Origin of the sequence: Litchfieldella anticariensis FP35 = DSM 16096, assembly GCF_000409775.1 — a bacterium.
GTDB classification, from domain to species: domain Bacteria; phylum Pseudomonadota; class Gammaproteobacteria; order Pseudomonadales; family Halomonadaceae; genus Litchfieldella; species Litchfieldella anticariensis.
The window spans coordinates 1-20,767 of record NZ_KE332392.1 but is presented as its reverse complement, the minus strand read 5'-3'; the positions used below and the strand labels follow the sequence as shown (position 1 = coordinate 20,767).

The 20,767-nt window shown below is 61.9% G+C and carries 18 protein-coding genes; 3 read left to right on the top strand and 15 right to left on the bottom strand.

The features are described 5' to 3' along the window. The first annotated feature begins 54 nt into the window (after positions 1-54). Complete coding sequence (locus L861_RS15650) at positions 55-2,301, top strand: heavy metal translocating P-type ATPase (protein WP_016417602.1); 2,247 nt, start codon at positions 55-57, stop codon at positions 2,299-2,301. On the opposite strand, the gene L861_RS15645 is transcribed toward L861_RS15650, so the two are convergent. The 9 genes from L861_RS15645 to L861_RS15605 all read right to left on the bottom strand — a co-directional run bounded on the left by L861_RS15645 (position 2,270) and on the right by L861_RS15605 (position 13,243). Continuing rightward, a complete protein-coding gene (locus L861_RS15645; RefSeq protein WP_016417601.1) occupies positions 2,270-2,989 on the bottom strand; it encodes a glutamine amidotransferase-related protein in 720 nt (239 codons plus the stop codon). The genes L861_RS15650 and L861_RS15645 overlap by 32 nt on opposite strands. 69 nt (positions 2,990-3,058) lie before the next feature. Further along, a complete protein-coding gene (locus L861_RS15640; RefSeq protein WP_016417600.1) occupies positions 3,059-4,240 on the bottom strand; it encodes an iron-containing alcohol dehydrogenase in 1,182 nt (393 codons plus the stop codon). A 142-nt stretch (positions 4,241-4,382) separates the two neighbouring features. Continuing rightward, the gene (locus L861_RS15635) at positions 4,383-5,768 is read right to left on the bottom strand and encodes an aldehyde dehydrogenase family protein (RefSeq protein WP_016417599.1); all 1,386 of its coding nucleotides are present in this window, start codon (positions 5,766-5,768) and stop codon (positions 4,383-4,385) included. A gap of 194 nt (positions 5,769-5,962) precedes the next feature. Then, positions 5,963-7,342, bottom strand: coding sequence for a glutamine synthetase family protein (locus L861_RS15630; RefSeq protein ID WP_021029212.1), 1,380 nt, complete (start codon positions 7,340-7,342; stop codon positions 5,963-5,965). 98 nt (positions 7,343-7,440) lie between these two features. Then, positions 7,441-8,904 (bottom strand): ethanolamine permease, encoded by a 1,464-nt coding sequence (gene eat, locus L861_RS15625; protein ID WP_027948090.1) that lies wholly within the window; start codon positions 8,902-8,904, stop codon positions 7,441-7,443. A gap of 230 nt (positions 8,905-9,134) precedes the next feature. Then, positions 9,135-10,094, bottom strand: coding sequence for a LysR family transcriptional regulator (locus L861_RS15620; protein WP_016417596.1), 960 nt, complete (start codon positions 10,092-10,094; stop codon positions 9,135-9,137). A 99-nt stretch (positions 10,095-10,193) separates the two neighbouring features. Beyond that, the gene (locus L861_RS15615) at positions 10,194-11,249 is read right to left on the bottom strand and encodes a TRAP transporter substrate-binding protein (RefSeq protein ID WP_016417595.1); all 1,056 of its coding nucleotides are present in this window, start codon (positions 11,247-11,249) and stop codon (positions 10,194-10,196) included. A gap of 129 nt (positions 11,250-11,378) precedes the next feature. Further along, positions 11,379-12,707: a TRAP transporter large permease gene (locus tag L861_RS15610; protein WP_016417594.1), complete on the bottom strand. Its 1,329-nt coding sequence runs from the start codon at positions 12,705-12,707 to the stop codon at positions 11,379-11,381. Further along, positions 12,704-13,243, bottom strand: coding sequence for a TRAP transporter small permease subunit (locus L861_RS15605; protein ID WP_016417593.1), 540 nt, complete (start codon positions 13,241-13,243; stop codon positions 12,704-12,706). The genes L861_RS15610 and L861_RS15605 overlap by 4 nt, the downstream gene beginning before the upstream one ends. A gap of 230 nt (positions 13,244-13,473) precedes the next feature. Here L861_RS15605 and L861_RS15600 point away from each other — a divergent pair, with 230 nt between their 5' ends. Beyond that, positions 13,474-13,896, top strand: a complete 423-nt coding sequence (locus tag L861_RS15600; protein ID WP_016417592.1) for a gamma-glutamylcyclotransferase family protein — start codon at positions 13,474-13,476, stop codon at positions 13,894-13,896. A gap of 46 nt (positions 13,897-13,942) precedes the next feature. Further along, complete coding sequence (locus L861_RS15595) at positions 13,943-14,743, top strand: TraX family protein (RefSeq protein ID WP_016417591.1); 801 nt, start codon at positions 13,943-13,945, stop codon at positions 14,741-14,743. 139 nt (positions 14,744-14,882) lie between these two features. Here the strand turns inward: L861_RS15595 and L861_RS15590 are convergent, their stop codons facing one another. From L861_RS15590 to L861_RS24810, 6 genes are all read right to left on the bottom strand, one after another. After that, positions 14,883-15,869 carry a DUF6708 domain-containing protein gene (locus L861_RS15590; protein WP_016417590.1) on the bottom strand — a complete coding sequence of 329 codons (987 nt, stop codon included), beginning with the start codon at positions 15,867-15,869 and terminating at the stop codon, positions 14,883-14,885. Between the two features lie 3 nt (positions 15,870-15,872). After that, positions 15,873-16,868 carry a DUF6708 domain-containing protein gene (locus L861_RS15585; protein ID WP_016417589.1) on the bottom strand — a complete coding sequence of 332 codons (996 nt, stop codon included), beginning with the start codon at positions 16,866-16,868 and terminating at the stop codon, positions 15,873-15,875. 5 nt (positions 16,869-16,873) lie between these two features. Further along, positions 16,874-17,458: a hypothetical protein gene (locus tag L861_RS15580; RefSeq protein WP_016417588.1), complete on the bottom strand. Its 585-nt coding sequence runs from the start codon at positions 17,456-17,458 to the stop codon at positions 16,874-16,876. Between the two features lie 2 nt (positions 17,459-17,460). Beyond that, the gene (locus L861_RS15575; RefSeq protein WP_016417587.1) at positions 17,461-19,434 is read right to left on the bottom strand and encodes a toxin VasX; all 1,974 of its coding nucleotides are present in this window, start codon (positions 19,432-19,434) and stop codon (positions 17,461-17,463) included. Further along, positions 19,431-19,976 (bottom strand): DUF4123 domain-containing protein, encoded by a 546-nt coding sequence (locus L861_RS15570; protein WP_016417586.1) that lies wholly within the window; start codon positions 19,974-19,976, stop codon positions 19,431-19,433. The genes L861_RS15575 and L861_RS15570 overlap by 4 nt, the downstream gene beginning before the upstream one ends. Positions 19,977-20,093: 117 nt before the next feature. Next, positions 20,094-20,767: bacteriophage T4 gp5 trimerization domain-containing protein (locus L861_RS24810; RefSeq protein ID WP_371828297.1), on the bottom strand; the 674-nt coding region annotated here is incomplete at its 5' end.

Genomic DNA, 20,767 nt, shown 5'->3' with positions numbered 1-20,767 from the left:
GTAGTGACTACAGGGTGTGTGATTGGACATGCACGCATCTATCAGGAGTTCGGCATGTCCAAACACTCGCACTGCCATACCTGCTGTGAAGGACAGCAAGTCAAGGAGCAGCCATCTACCGCTGCTGCCCCGGAGGACAGCGAGACGCTACGTCTACGCATTGAAGAGATGGATTGTCCCACCGAGGAGACTCTGCTGCGCAAGGCGCTGGTCGGGCAGCCAGGTGTAGCGGCGCTGGACTTCAACCTGATGGATCGCGTGCTGACGATCCATCATCGTAATGCCGACCCCGAAGCCCTGAAAGCGAATGTCCGTAGCCTTGGCATGACGCCTGACGAGATAGACTCCACCTCTCGCCGCGATGAGTCCGCTCCCGCAAGACGCGAACGCTGGTGGCCCCTCGTGATAGCGGCGCTGTTCGCCCTTGGTGCAGAAGCCAGTCATTGGTTTGAGCTGGCCACGCCCTGGGCGCCGCCGATCCTGGCCTTGGCCGCCATCGCCATGGTCGGCTTGCCCACTTGGCGCAAGGGCTTCGTCGCCTTGCGCCACCGTACCCTCAATATCAACGCCTTGATGAGCGTGGCGGTAGCCGGTGCTCTGTTGATCGGTCAGTGGGCCGAAGCGGCCATGGTTCTCGTGCTTTTCACTCTCGCCGAACGTATCGAGGCCCGTTCACTGGACCGTGCCCGCCACGCCATTCGCGATCTGCTGGCACTGGCACCACAGCGGGCCCGTGTCCAGCAACTCGACGGCAACTGGCAAGAGATGGAGGCCGACCAGGTCAGCGTCGGTAGCCTCGTGCGCGTGCGTGCCGGTGAGCGGGTAGCATTGGATGGCGACGTCGTGCGTGGCAATCCGGCGCTGGACGAATCGCCGATCACCGGCGAGAGCCTGCCCCGTGACAAGGCTCCTGGCGATACGGTTTTCGCCGGCACCATCAACCACAATGGCGAATTCGACTATCGCACCACCCGCGCGGCCAGCGACACCACCCTGGCACGTATCATTCATGCCGTGGAAGAAGCCCAGTCAAATCGCGCCCCGACGCAACGCCTGGTCGACCGGTTTGCTGCCATCTATACACCGGCGGTGTTCGTGCTGGCTGTCGCCACTGCACTGATCTGGCCACTGCTGTTTGCGGGTGCCTGGCTAGATGGCATCTATCGTGCCCTGGTGCTGCTGGTGATTGCTTGCCCCTGCGCCTTGGTGATTTCGACCCCGGTGAGCATCGTCAGCGGTTTGTCGGCCGCTGCACGTGCCGGCATCCTGATCAAGGGAGGAAGCTTCCTCGAACTGGGGCATCGTCTTGCTTGGCTGGCATTCGACAAGACTGGCACCCTGACCCGTGGCCAACCGCGTCAGCACCACTGGCAGCCGCTATCATCCGATGCGGATGCCACTGAACGCAGGCGACTGCAGCAACTGGCGGCAAGTCTGGCCGGACGTTCCAATCATCCGGTATCCCGCGCCGTGCATGAAGCGGCACAGGACGATGGCATTGTCGCCAGCGAAGTGGAAGCCTTCACCGAGCACGCCGGGCGCGGCGTTCAAGGCTGCATCGACGGCGAAACGCTATGGCTCGGCAATCATCGCTATGTGGAAGAGCGTGGTCTGTGTTCATCGGAACTCGAAGCCCTGCTCGATAGTTGGGAACGCCAGGGCCATACAGTAGTGGTGCTGGGCGATGCCCGACGTCCACTGGCACTGTTCGCCGTTGCCGACCCGCTCAAGGACACGAGCCGGGAGGCGATCGATGATCTTCACCAACTCGGCGTGAAGACACTGATACTCAGTGGCGACAACACCGCCAGCGTCGATGCCATCGCCCGTGAAGCCGGCATCGACGAAGCCCGGGGGCACCTGCTGCCCGACGACAAACTGGCCACTATCGAGGAACGCGCCCGGCACACCACCATCGGTATGGTCGGCGATGGCATCAATGATGCTCCGGCGCTGGCGCGTGCCGATATCGGTTTCGCCATGGGTGCAGCCGGCAGCGACGCGGCCATCGAAACCGCCGACGTGGCACTGATGGACGACGACCTGCGCAAGCTGCCGACGTTCGTGCGACTCTCTCGAGCCACGCGCTCGGTGCTGGTCCAGAACATCGCGTTCGCCATCGGCATCAAACTGGTGTTCCTGGTGCTGGCCTTCAGTGGTCATGCCACTCTGTGGATGGCAGTGTTCGCCGATATGGGCGCTAGCCTGCTGGTGGTGGCCAATGGGCTACGGCTGCTGCGCGTCATGCGTTCCAGCCGCTCTCAGCAGACTAGCCAGAACGCTGCTGTGGCGAGCGCATGAAGTTGAGGATCCAGCGCACCATCAACTGGTCGTCGACCGGGGCCTCCAGGGATGCCAATCCCTCGCGGACCCGCTCGGCGCCCACCAGATCGCTGCGTAACTGCATCAAGTCGCGTGAATAGGGTTTGGGGAATTCCGGGTGGCCCTGCACGCCGAGGAAATGCTCACCGACCTGCATCAGATAGAAGGGGCAGAAATCACTTTCCGCCAGCACCCTGGTGTGCGGCGGCAATTCCTCCACCTGATCCTGATGGCTGACCAACAAATCCAGGCTCGGTTGCCAAGGCTCCATCCATCCGGCACGTTCGCTGACCCGGTTGAAGGACATTCCCACCCCCCATCCACGGGGGCTCTTGATCACCTTGCCACCCAGAGCCTTGGCGATCACCTGATGCCCGAAGCACACTCCGACCAACGGCTTGCTGGCATCCCATAGTTTGCGCACGAAGCCACACAGCTCGTCGACCCAGGCCAGACCGTCGTTGACACCGAACTTGGAGCCGGTAGTCAGCCAAGCATCCACGGCATCCACATCGTCGGGGATCTCGCCGTCCAGACAGCGCCACACGCGAAACGTCAGGGTCGGATCCACCGATGTGAACAGTCGCTGGAACATCTCGGGGTAATTGCCATGCTCATCGCGCAATTCCGGCGCCACGTCGTCGCATTGCAGAAGCCCTATACGCATCGGCGAATCTCCTTCTATTCATGCCGCCCGAAACTGCGGCTCATGTTCATGCTGCCTCTAAGCTGCGGCTTAGAGGCGCCCTTCGACGGCGTTGACGAAGATTTCGCGGTACTGATCAGCATTGAAGGCAACGGGATTGGTACCGGATGAAGGGTCCACCACTGCCATCTGCCCGACCTTGTCGGCCTGATGAGCATCGATGTCGAGTTCGGCCAGGGTGTGAGGAATCCCCAGCCGCTCACGCAACTCCAGCACCCAGTCGATCACCGCCGCCGTCCCCGGTTGACGCAGATCGAGATAGCGCCCCAGCCGCACCATGGGTTCACCGATGACACACTCGTTGGCACGCAACACATAGGGCATGAGGATGGCGTTGAGAGTACCATGGTGGGCGTCGTACAAAGCACCGAGCGGGTGTGCCAAGGCATGCATGGCGCCCAGCCCGCGCTGGAAGGCGGTCGCCCCCATCATCGATGCCACCAGCATGTTCATGCGCGCCTCGAGATCGTTGCCATCGACATGAGCGCGTGGCAGGAAATCGCGGATCCTACGCATACCTTCCACGGCGATGCCCTCGGCCATGGGGTGGTAAAGCGGCGAACACCAGGCTTCCATGCAATGCGATAACGCATCCATGCCGGTAGCGGCAGTGATGGAGGGCGGCAAACCAGCGGTCAGCTCAGGGTCGAGGATCACCGTGGCTGGCACCATGCCTGGGTGGAAGATGATGCGCTTGACGTGCTCGACCTCATCGGTGATCACCGAGGCACGGCCAACCTCGGAACCGGTGCCTGCGGTAGTGGGCACGGCGACGATGGGCACGATGGCCTCGGCATCAGCGTTCTTCCAGTTGTCGCCGACGTCTTCCAGCGCCCATAGCGACAGCTCCCGGCGCTGGTTGGCCATCAACGCCACCGCCTTGGCGGCATCCAATCCCGAACCACCGCCGAAGGCGATCACCCCATCGTGTCCCCCATCACGGAACGCCGCCACCCCATCCAAGACGTTCTTGCCAGTGGGATTGCCCTTGATCTCACTGAACACGGCGATGCCCAAGCCAGCGTCATGGCAAGCCAGTACCAGGTCGCGTACCATCGCCAACCCCGCCAGCCCCGGATCGGTGACCAGCAATGGCGCTTTCATGCCAAGTGCCTTGCACACCTCGGGCAACTCACGAATACGCCCGGCACCGGTAAGGATGTTGGCTGGATAGTTCCAGCCGGTGGTGAAGTAATCGATATCGTGGCTCATAGCACCCTCACACAAATTTGGTAGATGGAAGACCGCGCTGTGCGGCTGGAAGAAACGGCACTTCGTGCCTTGAAGGAAGAAGAAAAAGCGGAATATTACCTTCCTTCTTCCCTCTTCATTCTTCTCACTTCTTTCTCCCCCCTTATCCATGCTTCAAATGAAATGACTTGGGCCTTGTCAGGGTTTCGTATCCCAGTCGTGACAACGAACAGCCACGCCCGGAGTGTTTGACGCCGGTCCAGGCCAGTTCAGGGTCCAGGTAGTCACAACGATTGGTGAACACCGTGCCAGCCTCCAAGCGCCGCGCGATGGCCTCACCGGCAGCAATATCGCGGGTGAAGACCGCCGCGGTCAGTCCGAAGTCACTGTCGTTCATCAAGCGCACGGCCTCGTCGTCGGAATCCACCGGCATGATCCCCACCACCGGGCCGAAGCTCTCCTCATGCATGATCCGCATCGAATGGTCGACGCCAGTCAGGACCTGTGGCGCCAGATAGGCACTGCCAGGGGTAGACAATGGATAATCACCAGGATCGATCCAGGCCTTGGCACCGGCAGTGACCGCCTCTTCGATCTGGCCGCGCACGAAATCCGCCGCTGCTGGCTTGACCATCGGCCCCAGGGTGGTCGCAGGGTCGATCGGGTTACCGAGCCGGAGTTGCTTGACCCAAGCCACCGCACGCTCGACGAAAGTTTCGAAGATTTCGCGGTGCACGTAGATCCGTTCGATGCCACAGCAGCTCTGGCCGGAATTGAAGAAGGCCCCGTCCATCACACCCTCGATGGCACTGTCGAGATCGACGTCAGCGCGGATATAGGCCGGATCCTTGCCACCCAACTCGAGTCCGGTGGCGATGAAGCGTCCCGCTGTATTGCGCTCGACCATTTCGCCACCACCTACTGAGCCGGTGAAAGAGACATGCTTGATGCGTGAATCGCGAATCAGCGCCTCGGTGGCCTCGTGCGACAGGTGCAGGTACTGGAACACACCCTCCGGCACCCTGGCCTCATCGAAGGCCTGCTGGATACGCTCGGCACACAGCGGTGTCTGGGCCGAGTGCTTGAGAATCACCGAGTTGCCAGCCATGATCGCCGGCACGATGGCGTTCACCGCCGTCATGAACGGAAAATTCCAGGGCGCGACGATGAACGACACCCCCAGCGGTTCGCGGGTGATGTAGCGGGTAAAGCCCGGCTTGCCGGGGAGCTCGATTGGCGCCAGTGCCGACTCGGCCAGACCGATCATGGTACGCGCACGCTCCTCGAAACCACCAATCTCGCCACCAGCGGCAGCGATCGGCCGGCCCATCTGCCAGGTCAATTCCTCGGCCAGTTCGTCGCGGCGAGCGACGAAGGCATCGACCATCGCCGAGCACAGCCTGGCCCGCTCCCCCAGCGGTACCTCGCGCCAAGATCGCTGTGCTGCCACCGCCCGCTCGAGGGTCGCCTCCACCTGAGCCGCATCGGCCTGTTCACGCTCGACGTAGACCGAGCCGTCGACCGGGGAAATCGTTTTCTGTGTGGTCATTACTTGTCCTCATTCGTTGCCATCCCGAGCCACCATCGAATCTCTCGTGGGAGCGCAGATTTCTGCGCGATCCGACCGCCAGGTCGGCATCTTCTACAACAGCGCCAGAGCCATCGCGCAGCGGAGCTGCGCTCCCACCCATAAATCACAAGCCCAACTCTCGTGGGAGCGCAGATTTCTGCGCGATTGAAGTCTCAGATGATTTCGAAATAGCGATCCAACTCCCAATCCGTGATATGCCTTCGGAACTGCCGCTCCTCCCATTCCCGGGTAGCGGCGAAGTGCTCAACGAAGGCGTCACCAAACAGTGTCCGGGCCGCTTCGGAAGCCTTCAGCCGCTGGGCGGCTTCCCACAGGGTTCGCGGTAAGGCTTGATGCTCAGGATGGTCGAGCTCATAGGCATTGCCCTTGACCTGCTCATCGGGCTCGAGTCGGTGCTCGATGCCGTACAGGCCGGCACCGATCGCTGCCGCCAGCGCCAGATAGGGGTTGGCATCGGCGCTGCCGAGGCGGTATTCGACCCGTTGCGATTTGTCACTGCCGGGAATCACGCGCAGCGCCGTAGTCCGGTTCTCCACCCCCCAAGTGGCATCGGTAGGCGCCCAAAAGCCGGGGATCAAGCGCGTGTAGCTGTTAATGGTCGGTGCGAACATGGCCAGGAATTCCGGCATCAGCTTCTGCTGTCCGGCTACGAAGTGACGCTGAACGTCGCTCATCTGATAGGGCTTCTCAGGATCGAAGAACGCCGACTTGCCACTGTCGATTTCGCGTAGCGACAGGTGGATATGCCCACTCTGGCCGGGATAGTCGGGCGACCACTTGGCCATGAAGGTGGCCATCAGGCCACGCCGTTGAGCCCAAACCTTAGTGAAGACCTTGAATAACGCGCCCTTGTCACCGGCCGCCAGGGCACTATCCACACCAATCGCCGCCTCGATCACCCCGGGGCCTGTTTCGGTATGCAACCCCTCGATCGGAAAATCCATGCTTTCCGCCAGCGCCAGTAACTCGCGATAGAGTTCGCTGTGCACCGAGCTGCGCAGCATCGAATAGCCCATCATGTCCGGCGTCAGCGGCTTGAGATTGCGGAAGCCCTTCTCGCGCACCGACTCCGGCGTCTCCTGGAACATGAAGAACTCGTATTCCAGTGAACCGAAAGCCTCGAAGCCCATCCCACGGCCGCGTTCCAATATCCGCTTCAACAGACCACGCGGACAAAGCTCCCCGGCCGGGCCGGCGAACTCGGCCAGAAACAGCAGCATGTCGCCCTCGCAGGGTAGCTCGCGGCAACTGTCGGGAACGATCTTCAACGGTGCATCGGGATAGCCGGTATGCCAGCCGGTGAACTTGACGTTGTCGTAGAGTTCATCCTTGCTATCCCACCCCAACACCACGTCGCAGAAGGCGAAACCGTCTTCCAGGGCCGAGAAGAACTTGTCGCGCTGCATGTACTTGCCGAGCATCACGCCATCGATGTCGAACATGCCCACCTTGACGTGGCTCAAGCCACGCTCCTCGACGATACGTCGGGCCTCTTCCGCGGTCTTGATGTCTCTCGCTTGCATTCGGCTCATCGAGCTACCCTCAATCTTGACTGTTGTTGTTGCGCTCACCGATTCGCGGTAAGCCGGCACGTCCCTGTGCCTGAACACATTGCCGAGACGCCGCTTGCCTAGGCGCCTTTGGTGGCCACTTCGCCCGAGAGTTCCCGCTCGGCCAGGGCGATGGCTTCAAACTCTTCCTCCGGTGCCTGGGCTACCAGATGATGACGGCTATAAAAACCAAAATAGGCGAGCATGACGGCGTAGAACACGGCCGACCACAGTGCCGCCTCCACACTGACCACGAAGGTCGAGAGGAAGGCAACGATAGCCAGCACGAAGGCCACGCCCGAGGTCAAGGTGCCTCCCGGGGTACGATAGGGACGCTCGAGTTCCGGCTCGCGACGACGCAGCAGGATGTGCGCCAGGGTCATCATGGCGTAGGAGATGGTGGCCCCGAACACCGCCATGGTGATCATCAGGTCGCCCTTGCCGGTCAGTGACAGCAGGAAACCGATCACCCCCGGCACGATCAGCGCCAGGAAGGGCACCTTGCGGCCGCCGGTGACCGACAGCCAGCGCGGCAGGTAACCGGCCCGCGACAAGGCGAAGGTCTGACGCGAGTAGCCATAGATGATCGAGAAGAAGGAGGCGATCAAGCCGGCCAGGCCCACCAGATTGACGAACCCCGCCGCCCAGGAGTCGATGCCGTAGACCGCTTGCAGGGCACCGACCAGAGGGGCGGCGTGCTCGCTCATTGCCGCCGCACCGGCACCGCCCGGCGCCAACAACAGCACGCAGGCGCCAAACACCAACAGCACCAGCATGGCGGTGATGATGCCACGCGGCATGTCACGGGCCGGATCGCCGGCCTCTTCCGCGGCCAGGGGCACCCCCTCCACCGCCAGGAACAGCCAGATGGCAAACGGCAACGCGCCCCAGATACCGATGAAACCTTCAGGCAGGAAGGCCGAAGCCCCCACCGCGCTGGAATTGACCTGGATATCGAACAGGTTGCCCAAACTGAAGTGCGGCAGCATACCGACGGCGAAGACGACGATGGCAATGACCGCCAGCGCGGTGATTCCCATCATGATCTTCAGGGCTTCACCAGCCCCCCACAGATGGATACCGACGAATAGTGCATAGAAGGCGGCGTAGACCAGCGGGCCATTGAGGCCTATGAGTTCGTTGACATAGCCGCCGATGAAGATGGCGATGGCTGCCGGCGCAATGGCGTATTCCAGCAGGATCGCCGTGCCGGTGATATAGCCTCCCCAGGGGCCGAAGGCGCGTCGAGCGAAGCTGTAGCCACCTCCGGCAGTGGGCAATGAAGAGGACAATTCGGCAATCGATAACACCATGCAGGTATACATGATCGCCATCAGGATGGTGGCCACCAGCATGCCACCGAAGCCACCGGCGGCGAGGCCGAAGTTCCAGCCGGCATAATCGCCTGAGATCACATAGGACACGCCGAGACTGGCTAGCAGGATCCAACCAGCCGCGCCCTTTTTCAACTTGCGCTTGTCGAGATACGCCTTGTCGACCGTTTCATAGTCCACCGAAGCCGTGGATGTGCGGGAATGACTCATCGAATACCCCCAATGCTTGTAATTGTCATGGTCGAAGTCGCGGAGGTGACGTAGATGTCCCACCGCTGCCAATCATGGGTACGCCCAGGCAGTGTGAGTGGGGGCCAAGACCAGGCGCAAACAGCATCAGTGGGGCTGACAGCATCGCTATCGAAAAGCCCGATAATGCCCTCGCAATGGGCAGTCGAACTCCCTTTCGGTGCCAGTATGGGGAGACATTTCCTGCCAGATCAGCGCGAGGTGACGACATCGGATAACACCCAGGGCAAATGCCGTTCCAGTTCGCCACGATAACGACGCTCCAACAGGCGACGGCTATCACGCGCCAGTTGCGAAGGCAGGTCGCCCAATTCGTCGCGTCGAGCCACTAATGTCAACTCGCGGCGCAGTGGTTCGGTCGGTAGCGGCACGACCCTGACGTTCAAGCGATCGAGACCGGCCTGGTAGAGACACAATGGCGTGGTGATGGTCCAGCCGGCACCGGCGCTGACCAGACTCAACACGGCATAGGTATTGTCGAGATGTAGCCGAGCTGGCAATTCCATTTGGTGGACCCGCAGATGCCGCTCGATGCTCTGCCCTATCAGCGACTGCGGTGTGTAGCGAACGAAGTCCAGCTTGCGGGTCAGCCAGCGCAGGTTGTCGACCGGACCGGCCCAATCGGCGGGCAATACCAACACGAAAGGCTCGCCGAGGATGGCATGACGTTCCAGGCCGTCGTAGTTCTCCAGGCGGTCGTCGGAGATGATGATATCCACATGGCGCGTCAACAGTGCATGGCCATGCATGTGGGACAAACCGGTAGTCAGGGTATAGTCGCTGGTATGGCGCTTGATGACCTCGATCAATGGCTGGCCCACGGCAGTGGCCAACGAATCTACCAGCGCCATGCGTACCTGATGCAAGCGGCCGAACGCTCCCGAGACCAACTCGCGCCGTGTGCTGCGCGCCTCATTGAGCAGACGTTTGGCACGATCGTAGAAAAATCGACCGGCGCTGGTAGGTTCCAGCGGTCGTGAATGACGGTTCAGCAAGGCCACACCCATGGCTTCCTCGAGGTTGGCCAGGCTTTGGGATACCGATGACTGCTTGAGGCCGAGACTCTCGGCTGCGGCAGTTTGGCTGCCACGTTCGAGGGTCTCGACGAAGATCTCCATACTGCGCAAATCGAACCCGAAACCGCTACGCATGCCTGTCTCCTTACACTCGGGAAGCTCATCGTTCCAAGCCTATCCCGTAACTGTCTCGCGACACAGCATGGCCGAGCGCAGTAGTTTATAAACACCCTCTTAACTGTATCGGTACGGAGGCCCTGCCTGCTGCATGGTCTGACGATAATCCTTGAGGATCTGCACCAGCTTGGCACTGCGCTCGCTTTCCTGGGCGATCTCGTCCCAGAACTTGAGCGCTTCGTCCTCGATGGTCTGCCATTCCTCTTCGGGAATCGAGGTCAGCTCGAGCTTGCCACCCTTGGTGCGGTAGTGCGCCTCGCCCCACCAATACCAGTGCTGACGGTAGTAGTGCGAACTGTCCATACACAGCCTGTACAGGGTCTTGAGATGCTCGGGTAACGCCTCCCAGCGCTCGGTGTTGGCGAAGTAGGAACCCGACCAAGCCCCCGAGATGTTGTTGGTGAGGTAATAGTTGCTGACATCGGCCCAGCCCACGGTGTAGGCCTCGGTGATCCCCGCCCAGGCGATACCATCGAGCTCGCCTGTCTGCATGGCCACTTCGATGTCTTCCCACGGCAGGGTTACCGGCACCACACCGAAACGTTCCAGGAAGCGTCCCGCGGTAGGGAAGGTAAACACGCGCTGGCCCTTGAGATCCTCGAGGGTACGGATCGGGTCACGAGTCACGAAGTTGCAGGGGTCCCAGGAGCCAGAACCCAACCAAGTGACGTTGTCGATCTCGCCATAGGCCTCTTCCCAGATCTCCTTGAGGCCGTAGTGATGGAACAGCGTGGGAACATCGAGGCTGTAGCGCGAGGCGAACGGGAAATAACCACCGAACACCGAGACGTCCACGGGGGCGTTGATGGAGTCGTCGTCGCTCTGCACGGCGTCGATGGTGCCACGCTGCATGGCGCGAAACAGCTCGCTGGTAGGCACTAGTTGGTCCGAGTAGTACAGCTCGATTTCCATCTCGCCATTGGCCGCCTTGTTGAAGGCTTCGATCGACGGCTTGATGACATGTTCGGCGAGCGCGGGGCCAGCATAGGTCTGCAAACGCCAGCGAATCTTGGATTGTGCATGCACGTATGGGGCCGGGAAAGCCGCCGCACCCACGCTGGCGGCGGTAGCCACCCCCGCCTTCTTGAGAAAATCGCGTCTGTTATTGGTCATTGCTTCGACTCCTGCTGTGGAAGGTTGTTGTTGTCGCGTCTTGGGTGTCGGCTGACGGGTCGCTCGGTCTCCTTGCCTGCGTAACGTGAGTGATAAAAGACGCCACCTTTAGCGGCGCATCCCATACCTTTAGCGTCGTATCCCATAAAAGTTGTCGGGCAGCCACATGGCGATCTGCGGGAAAGCCGTGACCAGAGCCAAGCCAATCAGCATGATCGTGACGAAGGGCCACACCGAGCGGTAGATATCGCCGAGCGAGATCTCCGGCGGCGCCATGGCCCTCATCAGGAACAGGTTGTAGCCGAACGGCGGTGTCATGTAGGCGATCTGCACGGTGATGGTATACAGCACGCCATACCACACAGGATCGAAGCCCAGACTGATCACTAGTGGTACATAGAGCGGGGCCACGATCACCAGCATGGCGGTATCGTCCAGGAACATGCCCATCAGGATGTAGGAGAGCTGCATCATCAGCAGGATTTCCCACGGGCTCATGCCGATGCGGTCGAGGAATAGCCCCTCGATGGCACGTACCGCCCCCAGCCCGTCGAACACGGCGCCGAAGCATAGCGCGGCGAGGATGATCCACATGAACATGCAGGTGATGCCGAGCGTCTTGTGCACAGTGGCTTCGATCACCTGCCGGGTCAGGCGACCCTTGATCCAGGCCGCCACCAGCGCCGAGGTCGCGCCGACGGCAGCGCTCTCCACCAGGCTGGTCACGCCGAGGATGAACAGCCCGGTCATGGCGAAGAAGATCAGCAGCGGCAGGATGCCCGCACGTAGCACGAGAAGTTTCTCGCGTGTGGTGTGACGACGTTCCTCTTCGGGCAATGTCGGCGCCAGCTGCGGCTGCAGGTGACAACGAATCACGATATAAAGAATGAACAATGCCGCGAGCAGCAACCCAGGAATCGCCCCGGCCATCCATAGCTTGCCCACCGGCTGCCGAGCGATCATGCCGTAAAGCACCAGCACCACGCTGGGTGGCACCAGGATGCCCAACGAACTGCCCGCCTGGATGACGCCAGTGACCATGATTTTGTCGTAGCCACGCCGGAGCAGTTCCGGCAGTGCGATGCTGGCACCGATCGCCATACCGGCGACGCTCAACCCGTTCATCGCCGAGACGATGACCATCAAGCCGACGGTGCCCACGGCCAGGCCGCCCTTCAGCGAGCCCATCCACACGTGGAACATGTCGTAGAGTTCGCTGGCAATGCCCGACTCGGAGAGCATGTAGCCCATGAAAATGAACAGCGGCAAGGTCAGCAGCGGATACCAGTTGAGCAGTATGAAACTGGCATTGAACGGCATCTCTACCCCACCGTTGCCCCATAGCAGCAGAGCAGAAACGGCACCGACGAAGCCGATCACCCCAAATACCCGCTGCCCGGTGAGCAGCAGCACCATCATGCTCGAGAACATGCTAAGCGCGATCATCTGGTAGCTCATGAACGCGCCTCCGCGGGGGAGCTGCCTTCAAGGGGACGACCAAGGGCGCACGCCAGGTCCTTGAAGAAGGTCGATATCGCCTGCAACAGCATCAGGAAGATGCCAAAGGTCATGATGATCTTGATCGGCGCCAGGGGCGGTGCCCAGGCGGAATAGCTGCGCTCACCGTACTGCAACGCGTACTGGGTGCTGGAAATGCCGCCCAGCAGCAGCGTCACCAGGAACGTTATCAGGAACAGGATGGTCACCACGTCGAGCAAGGCACGCCGCCGCTGCGAGAGGCGACCATAGATCAGGTCCATCCTGACGTGGGCTTCCATTTGCATGGAGTAGGCGCCACCGAGCAGGAAGTAGGCCACCATCATGAATTGCGACGACTCCACCACCCAGTTGAATGGGCTGTTGAAAACCGTGCGTGCGATCGAGGAAGCCAACAGGACGCCGATCATCACGAATATCAGGTACATGATGAAGCGCCCCACTCGTCGACTGAAAGCGTCGACGAAGCGTACATAGAGTCTTATTGTTCTTGGCATCTCGTCTCATTGCCCTGTAGTAGGTAACAATTCGATACGCTTCAGTGTTTGCAGAGGTTTTGAAAAACCGCAATAAACATCAGTAACGGTGACGCCTTGCCTATCGATAAAATCGATAGTGCACCTATCGAGCGCCCTGAAGCATGTCAACTTCACCATGATGCAGCGATACGAAATCTGGGCGACCGGCCAACCTCCAGCCGTTCACTAGCGTCCCGAAGAGGCCAACGATGCGACATCTCCTGTTCGTCTACGGCACACTCAAACGCGGCTTCACCAACCATGGGCCCTACATGACGACGGCCAGGTTCCTCGACACGGCAACGACCTGTCATCCCTTTCCCCTGGTGCTACATGGCGTATCCCATACGCCGGTGCTGATCGATGCTCGCGGTCGAGGACATCGGGTAAGCGGTGAGCTTTTTCGGGTCGACAACCCGACATTGGGTAAACTCGATCGCCTGGAAGGTGTCAATGAACAGGATGGCTATCGGCGCCAGCGGCTAATGATCACCGATAGCCGGGGCGGCATGCACTCCGTATGGGGTTATTTCAAGTCGCCGGCCAGGGCGGAAGATGTCAGGAGCCAACCGCTGGCCGTCTATGATAAGCGCCATGATCGCCCACTTTACGGTAATATTGGCACGCCTTGAGGGCATGCCCTGCTTCCCCGACATCGATTACAAACCGGAGGTAACGATGCCCGCACCCGCCATTGTGGCAACCGATGACACGCGCCCTTCTTCGAACTGGACCGGCTGGGGACAGTGGCTAGCGCTCGTCACCATGTCGATCGACCATCTGAGCCGCTATGTCGTGCCAGCCAGTTGGGATATGGGCTGGACAGGAGGCTCCATCGGGCGTATCGCCTTTCCGCTGTTCGCCGCCATGGTCGCCTGGCACGCCCTGTTCAATACCCGTAACCCGCTGCGCTATGCACGCCGGATCCTGGTGATCGGCCTGATCGCCCAACTCCCTTACATGTTGATGCCCAGGGTCTCCGATGCTCTGATCCTCAATATCTGCTTCACCCTGTCCGCCGGACTCGCCTGGAGCGCCTGGTGGCGCGATCTACTCGAACGCTACCAGCGCCAGGAACTGAGCACCGCTTGGTTGGGCTTGGCAATGACGGCGTCCCTGGTGGCATGGCTCCTGCTCGGAAACTGGGTGGAATACGGTCATCGCGGCCTATTGATGGTGCCGCTGTACATGCTGGCGATGCATCACCTGAGTCATGGAGGAGAAACACTGACTGAACGCCTGCTGGCGGTGAGCGCCGCCCTCCCCTTGCTGGTCGTTGCAGGGCTCATGAACAGTTCGGACATGGCCAAGTCATTTACCGTCGCCACCAGCCTGGTAATGTTGCTGCTGGCAACCGGTGCCGCACGGCATATCCCCAAGATCGGCATGAAGATGCCGCGCCGCTTGTGGCTGGCGTGGTACCCAGGTCATTTTGCTGCCATCGCCCTATGGTTGTGGTTAACCGGAGGGCTCGGTTGACACCTGATAGTTCCTGTCCCGAGAAGAGTTGCCGCCCGCTGGCGACAGCCGGCCGCTGCGGCGAGAGCCGGATGACCTCGTCGGCCAGGCCGAGTTTCCGGGAGAGATCGGCAAAGAAGTTATGGATGCTGTGCATGGCCTATCCGCCTGTGGAGGAAGCGGCCGCAGCCGCTTCCGGATGCAGCCCCTCGGCCAGTTCCAGGTCGTAGAGCCGGGTGGTGGGGCCGTCCGCGCGGCAGCGCTCCCGCACCAGCGCGTGCCACTGGCGCTTCTCGGCGCGGCGGCGGGCCACGGCGGTGGTCCAGTCCTGCACCAGGAAATTTGGGTAGAAAAGCAAGTGGACGGCCACGAACATCGCCACGCCCGACCTGGTTTCCGTGCCCTTTCTCAGGTCGTCCATATGCATTCGCCAGATGCCCTTGAGATCGGCCTTCTTTCCCCGCCGCCGTTCGAGCACCTCCTCACGGTTGGATTCCGCCAATGGCGTGCCATGATCGTCGAACCATGGGCCCTTCTCCATATAGCAGCGCAGGTACTCCCACAGCATGCCCTGGATCTCCGGGGTCTTGCCCAACGGCAGCGAGAGCTGCAGGGCGATCACCTCCTCGGGGCGGCGGAAGCGCTGCAGCAGCAACTGCAGCAGGGTCATGCGCGTGGCGCCGGTGTACTGGGTGACCTGACGGGTCTGCTGCATCCACGCCACCGCCTCGTCCCACGGCACATGGTAGAGCTTGTGGCGATCCTGGAAGTACACCTCACGCGTGCGGCGGTTGAAGCGCACCGGCATGGGAAAGGGCAGCAACACCTCGATCAGAAAGATTACTGAGACGACACCGGACAGAGTGCCAATTAAAATTAGATAATTGTCGAGTTGTCCTTCCTGACGCAAGGCGAGAAGTCCGAGTAGTGCCATATAAAAAGCCCCCCAGGCCAGTATTCCGGTCAACCCCCCTTTGCTGAAATCGGCGCCGGTGCCCAGGTCGAGATAGACCTCGTTCTGCTCCTGGACATCGCCGAGCTGGAAGGGTTGTTTGGCGGCCGGCCGCTGCGGCGAGAGCCGGATGACCTCGTCGACGAGGCCCGCTTTTTGGGAGAGATCGGCGAAAAAGGTGCGGATGCTGTGCATGGCCTATCCGCCTGTGGAGGACGCGGCCGGGGCATCGTCACCCGCTTCGGGATGTAGCCCCTCGGCCAGTTCCAGGTCGTAGAGCCGGGTGGTGGGGCCGTCCGCGCGGCAGCGTTCCCGCACCAGCGCGTGCCACTGATTCTTCTCGGCGCGGCGCCGGGCCACGGCGGTGGTCCAGTCCTGCACCAGTAAATTGGGGTATAAAAGCAAGTGGATGGCTACCGAGAACGCGACGGACGCCTTGGTATCGACGCCTATTTCCAGGCCTTTCATGTAATTTCGCCACAACCCTCGCAGATTGGCCTTGTTTCCAGCGCGGCGTTTGAGCACCTCCCCACGGTTGGATTCCGCCAACGGCGTGCCGTGATCGTCGAACCACGGGCCCTTCTCCATATAGCAGCGCAGGTACTCCCACAGCATGCCCTGGATCTCCGGGGTCTTGCCCAACGGCAGCGAGAGCTGCAGGGCGATCACCTCCTCGGGGCGGCGGAAGCGCTGCAGCAGCAACTGCAGCAGGGTCATGCGCGTGGCGCCGGTGTACTGGGTGACCTGACGGGTCTGCTGCATCCACGCCACCGCCTCGTCCCACGGCACATGGTAGAGCTTGTGGCGGTCCTGGAAGTACACCTCGCGGGTGCGGCGGTTGAAGCGCACCGGCATGGGAAAGGGCAACAATACCTCGATTAGAAAGATCGCAGAGACAATACCGAACAGAACACTAATTAAAATCAGGTAATTGTCGAGTTGTCCTTCATGACGCAAAGCGAGGAGTCCGAACATAGCCATATAAAAGGCTCCCCAGGCCAGCGTACCGGTCATCCCGCCCTTGCTGAAATCGGCGCCGGTGCCCAGGTCGAGATAGACCTCGTTCTGCTCCTGGACGTCGCCGAGCTGGAACGGCTGTTTGGCCGCCGGCCGGCGCGGCGAGAGCCGGATGACCTCGTCGGCCAGGCCGAGTTTTTGGGAGAGGTCGGCGAAGAAGTTATGGATGCTGTGCATGGGCCTCAATCGATCCTGATGTCCACCGGCGACAGGGTCAGCTCCGGCAGGGGGCGGTAGTACAGTGTGCCGACGATCTCGCGCAGCGTCTCGTCCTCGGGGGTGGCATGGTAGACCTTGCGGTAGACGGGCCGATCATGCCGGTGCCTGCCGCCGATATCCAGCTCCAGGTCCTTTTCCGTCAGCACCACCCGGCGGGTTTCGGTGCCGAACCAGCCGGCTTTCCAGCGCTCGGAGGCTTCCAGGGTGAACATGCCCGGGAAGCGCGCCCTGGCGGCGGGGAATTCGACCAGCAGCCATACCGCCGTATAGTGGGTATTCAGCCGCTGGTTCCACTCGGCGCGGCGCTCCAGGCGGATACGCGGCGCATAGAGCAACTGGAACAGGTGGTCGAGTTCCTTTTCCAGGTCGCCGGCCCAGGCGGCGGGGTGGGTGCCGAAGCGGGTCCGGCGCACCCAGTTCTGGAGCGGCGTTTCCTGCGTGTAGCGCAGGCTGATCGCCCCGCCGATGACCAGGATCACCAGGCTGAGCATCAGGCCCGGCGTGCTGGCACGACTGGCCAGGGCGGCGGCTTCGGCGGCCTGGCCCATGGTCACAGCGCGGTCTGACCGGCGCTGGCGGCGCTCATGCCAGCTTGCACGGCGGCGCTGTCGCGGTCGCCCCTGCCCAGGCTATCCAGGGCCTGACGGCCAAAGGAGAAGGTATCCAGGACGGCAGCCATCGCCAGGGCAAAGTTGGTCGCCTGACCCAGGACCAGAAACTGACGGTAACGCTCGACCCACTCCGCAGACATGCCCGTAGTTATCCGCAGCTTCTCCGCCTCCAGTTGTCGTGTGTGCTGAGCCAAGGCCATGGTTGCCGCCCCAGTACCAAACAAGCTGGATCCCAAAGACAAGCTTGTTTCAGTCGTAACATCTTGAATGAAGTCGTCCAAAGCATCTCCCAGCATCCACCCATTGAGCCCTAACAATATGCCCTTGAGCGGCGCGTCGCTAAGTGCCTCGACGAAGGGGTTGCCGCGCGGCGGCGCGCTGGCATCGTTGGCGGCCAGGCGTAGCGTGGTGACATTTTTGCCTTCGAGATCGGGCAGCAGGTCCGGGCGTAGCCGGGCCAGTGATTCCGGCGCGCCGACGGCGCTTGCCATGGGCCTATTGAGCCAGTCGATCACCTGTTTGGCGGGTACCGGTTCGGCGAACACGCGTTGACCGCTGCGCGCCAGCGCCGCGGCGAAGTACCCCGCCACCAGGGGCTTGTGGAGCGAGGTGGCGCCCAGCGCGTTCAGGTGAGGGCCTACGACGCTGCCCAGGGCCAGGAACAAGCCTTCACGCGCGGCGACTACGCCGTTGCCCATCTGGCTGGAAAGCTGGTTGAGGTTGGTGGCCCAGCCCTGCCAGTCATTCTCACCGCTTAGGTCGCCCGCCGTCAGCAGCCGTGTGACATCGGAGAGCGTCATGGCCCGGGATTGGCCGAGCAGCACCGTCCACAGCGAGTGTCCCGCCTCCGGGTCCTGGGGGCCTTGCTCGGGATCCATCAGCCTTTCGACCAGGGCGGCGCCGATCTGGCTTTGGGTGGGGCCCAGCAGGGCGGCGGTCCACAGGGTCTCCATGGCATCGTGATCCTCGGCGCGCGAAGGTTCGAAGTGGCTTTGCGCGGCGGCCAGGGTGGCGGGATTGCCGTCCTCCCAGCACGTTTCCATCCAGCGCCGCCAGTCGGCAACGACGCTGCCTATCATCACTTCCAGTTCGGCGATCTCGGCATCGTAACGCTTGGCGGCTTCCTCGATTCGCGGCTGGTCCGCCAGGGTGGGCAGTTCGGCCCAGAATTCGCGGTTCTGCCTGGCCAGCGCCAGGATATGCTGAGCCAGGGTCCGCTCTTCGCCCTCCTTGGCGAACCAATCCTCACGGCGGGCATAGCCACGCCGAACGAGAAAGGCCAGATCGATGACGACGCCCCAAGGGTCGTCGAGCACCGCCACGGCCTGAACCTCGGCCTGGGTCAGGGTTGGCGTCAATGTCTCCCAGCGAGGGAGATCAACGTCGGGCTCACTGCTCCAGGCGAATGAGGCAGGCGGTGCGTCGCTCAGTTCCGGTACTTGCGCGGCCCATTCCAGGGGCCCGCTGGCTGGGCCCTGGCCAGGAATGATGGCTCGCATCAAGGCTTGGCGTCGACTCGCTTGAGCGCTTAGTTCGGCATAATGCGTATCGCTCCAACGCACTGGGGACCAGGCGAGCCTGGCCGTCTCGCCCGCTGGCAGGAACAGGTAGGGCCCACCTCCTGGCATTATCACCGGACCGCCACGCGCTGTTTCATCGAGGCGTCCTTGGGCCACTTCGTATTCCACCAGGCGTTGCTGCCTGTCCAGCCATACATAGCACCAGCCATCGCGAAGCGGGCGGGCGACATAGCGCAGCGCTCGGGTGTCCGCGTCGGCGTCTTCAGCCAAGCATCGTCCTTCGAGGGCGGGGAGTGGCAGGTCATCGAGGAAATCGCTGGTCAGCCCTTCATGGCCAATGGCGTAACGCACCGGGATGATAGCGGCCAGCAGAGGGCATTGGGCAGCGCTCATGTCGGCATCTCCTGAGTCCTGGAGAGAGGTGACAGCAAGGCCAGTTGCTGCTCACCGAGAGAGAAGTGTGGTGTCATCGTGGGGGTGCTGGGCTCCTCCCAGTCCGGCTCGGGAAGCAGGGAGCAGGCACCCTGGTTAGCGGCGAGTTGCAGCGATGTCGTGGCATGCCAGAAGCCGCGGGGAAAGACGGCGTGTGCGAGACCACGCGTAATGACACGAGCATCGGCATAACGCAACCAAAGGCGGCGCCCCTGTGGCCCCTGAAGCAGAAGGCGCCGACGCCAATGCGCTACCAGTGACAAGGCAGGTAGTGAACTATTCAGGCACCACGCATGAAGCGCCGGTGACTCGTTGGCGCGCCAGTGCTCATGAAGCTGGCTGTCATCGCCAATACGCGCCAGCAGAGGTCCTGACGCGGCAATGGGAGCATAGGGGGTGCCCAGCAGAATGGGCCGGACTTCCTCCGCCATGCCCTGGGTGTAGAGCGATTGCATGGCCTGCGGATTGAGTTTGCCATCGATCATCATCCAGGTGCTGGACATCAGCTATCCCCCTTGGCGGCTTCGCAAACCTCGCATACCCCATCACCCACTTGTGCCGCTTCGTGCAACGCATACTCCTGTTTGAGCAAGGCCGCTGGCGCCTTGAGCGTGACGTCTTCACTGGTTTCCGGGACCGCATGCCCTGGCAGCAGCGGGCTCTCCACCGCCTGGCCGCTGCCCCGGCCGGGGCTGCCACCGGCATTCATTCGTACCGTCGGGCCGACGATGGTCACGCCGCTGCCATCGAGCTTGAGGAAGCTGCCGCCGGCGTTGAGGGTCAGCTCGCTGCCGGCTTCCAGCACCACCTGCTGGCCGGCCTTGATGTGCAGTTCGCGCCCGCTCTCGCTGAGCCAGGCCTGGCCGGCCCGGACGTGCAGGCTGCCCTCGACGATCAGGTGTCGGCTGCCGTCGGGCTTTTCTTGGCGCCACGCTGAGGTGGTCGTCGCGGTCGATCTCGCCGATACGGTCGCGCTTGACCGTGAGGTGGCTGTCGTTGCGGATCTCCTCGGTACGGTCGTGCTCGGTGAGCAGTTCGAGGTCCTTCTGGGCGTGCAGCCAGATCTGCTCGCGGTCCTTGGCATCCTCGAAGCGCAGTTCGTTGAAGCCGTCGCCCTGGTGGGTCTGGGTACGAATCACGGTGCGCGTCTTGTGCTCGGGCAGCGCGTAGGGCGGGATGTTGGCGGCATGGTAGGTGCGCCCGGTGATCAGCGGCTGGTCGGGATCGCCCTCCAGGAACGAGACAATCACCTCGTGGCCGATCCGCGGCAGCGCCAACATGCCGTAGCCACCGC

What these genes read in the sequence shown, in the direction of transcription:
- L861_RS15610 (WP_016417594.1), bottom strand. Translation starts at nt 12,707, where the DNA reads ATGAGCTACCAGATGATCGCGCTTAGCATGTTCTCGAGCATGATGGTG.
- L861_RS15580 (WP_016417588.1), bottom strand. Translation starts at nt 17,458, where the DNA reads ATGGGCCAGGCCGCCGAAGCCGCCGCCCTGGCCAGTCGTGCCAGCACG.
- L861_RS15620 (WP_016417596.1), bottom strand. Translation starts at nt 10,094, where the DNA reads ATGCGTAGCGGTTTCGGGTTCGATTTGCGCAGTATGGAGATCTTCGTC.
- L861_RS15585 (WP_016417589.1), bottom strand. Translation starts at nt 16,868, where the DNA reads ATGCACAGCATCCATAACTTCTTCGCCGACCTCTCCCAAAAACTCGGC.
- L861_RS15600 (WP_016417592.1), top strand. Translation starts at nt 13,474, where the DNA reads ATGCGACATCTCCTGTTCGTCTACGGCACACTCAAACGCGGCTTCACC.
- L861_RS15570 (WP_016417586.1), bottom strand. Translation starts at nt 19,976, where the DNA reads ATGTCCAGCACCTGGATGATGATCGATGGCAAACTCAATCCGCAGGCC.
- L861_RS15590 (WP_016417590.1), bottom strand. Translation starts at nt 15,869, where the DNA reads ATGCACAGCATCCGCACCTTTTTCGCCGATCTCTCCCAAAAAGCGGGC.
- L861_RS15645 (WP_016417601.1), bottom strand. Translation starts at nt 2,989, where the DNA reads ATGCGTATAGGGCTTCTGCAATGCGACGACGTGGCGCCGGAATTGCGC.
- L861_RS15605 (WP_016417593.1), bottom strand. Translation starts at nt 13,243, where the DNA reads ATGCCAAGAACAATAAGACTCTATGTACGCTTCGTCGACGCTTTCAGT.
- L861_RS15630 (WP_021029212.1), bottom strand. Translation starts at nt 7,342, where the DNA reads ATGAGCCGAATGCAAGCGAGAGACATCAAGACCGCGGAAGAGGCCCGA.
- L861_RS15640 (WP_016417600.1), bottom strand. Translation starts at nt 4,240, where the DNA reads ATGAGCCACGATATCGATTACTTCACCACCGGCTGGAACTATCCAGCC.
- eat (WP_027948090.1), bottom strand. Translation starts at nt 8,904, where the DNA reads ATGAGTCATTCCCGCACATCCACGGCTTCGGTGGACTATGAAACGGTC.
- L861_RS15650 (WP_016417602.1), top strand. Translation starts at nt 55, where the DNA reads ATGTCCAAACACTCGCACTGCCATACCTGCTGTGAAGGACAGCAAGTC.
- L861_RS15615 (WP_016417595.1), bottom strand. Translation starts at nt 11,249, where the DNA reads ATGACCAATAACAGACGCGATTTTCTCAAGAAGGCGGGGGTGGCTACC.
- L861_RS15635 (WP_016417599.1), bottom strand. Translation starts at nt 5,768, where the DNA reads ATGACCACACAGAAAACGATTTCCCCGGTCGACGGCTCGGTCTACGTC.
- L861_RS15595 (WP_016417591.1), top strand. Translation starts at nt 13,943, where the DNA reads ATGCCCGCACCCGCCATTGTGGCAACCGATGACACGCGCCCTTCTTCG.
- L861_RS15575 (WP_016417587.1), bottom strand. Translation starts at nt 19,434, where the DNA reads ATGAGCGCTGCCCAATGCCCTCTGCTGGCCGCTATCATCCCGGTGCGT.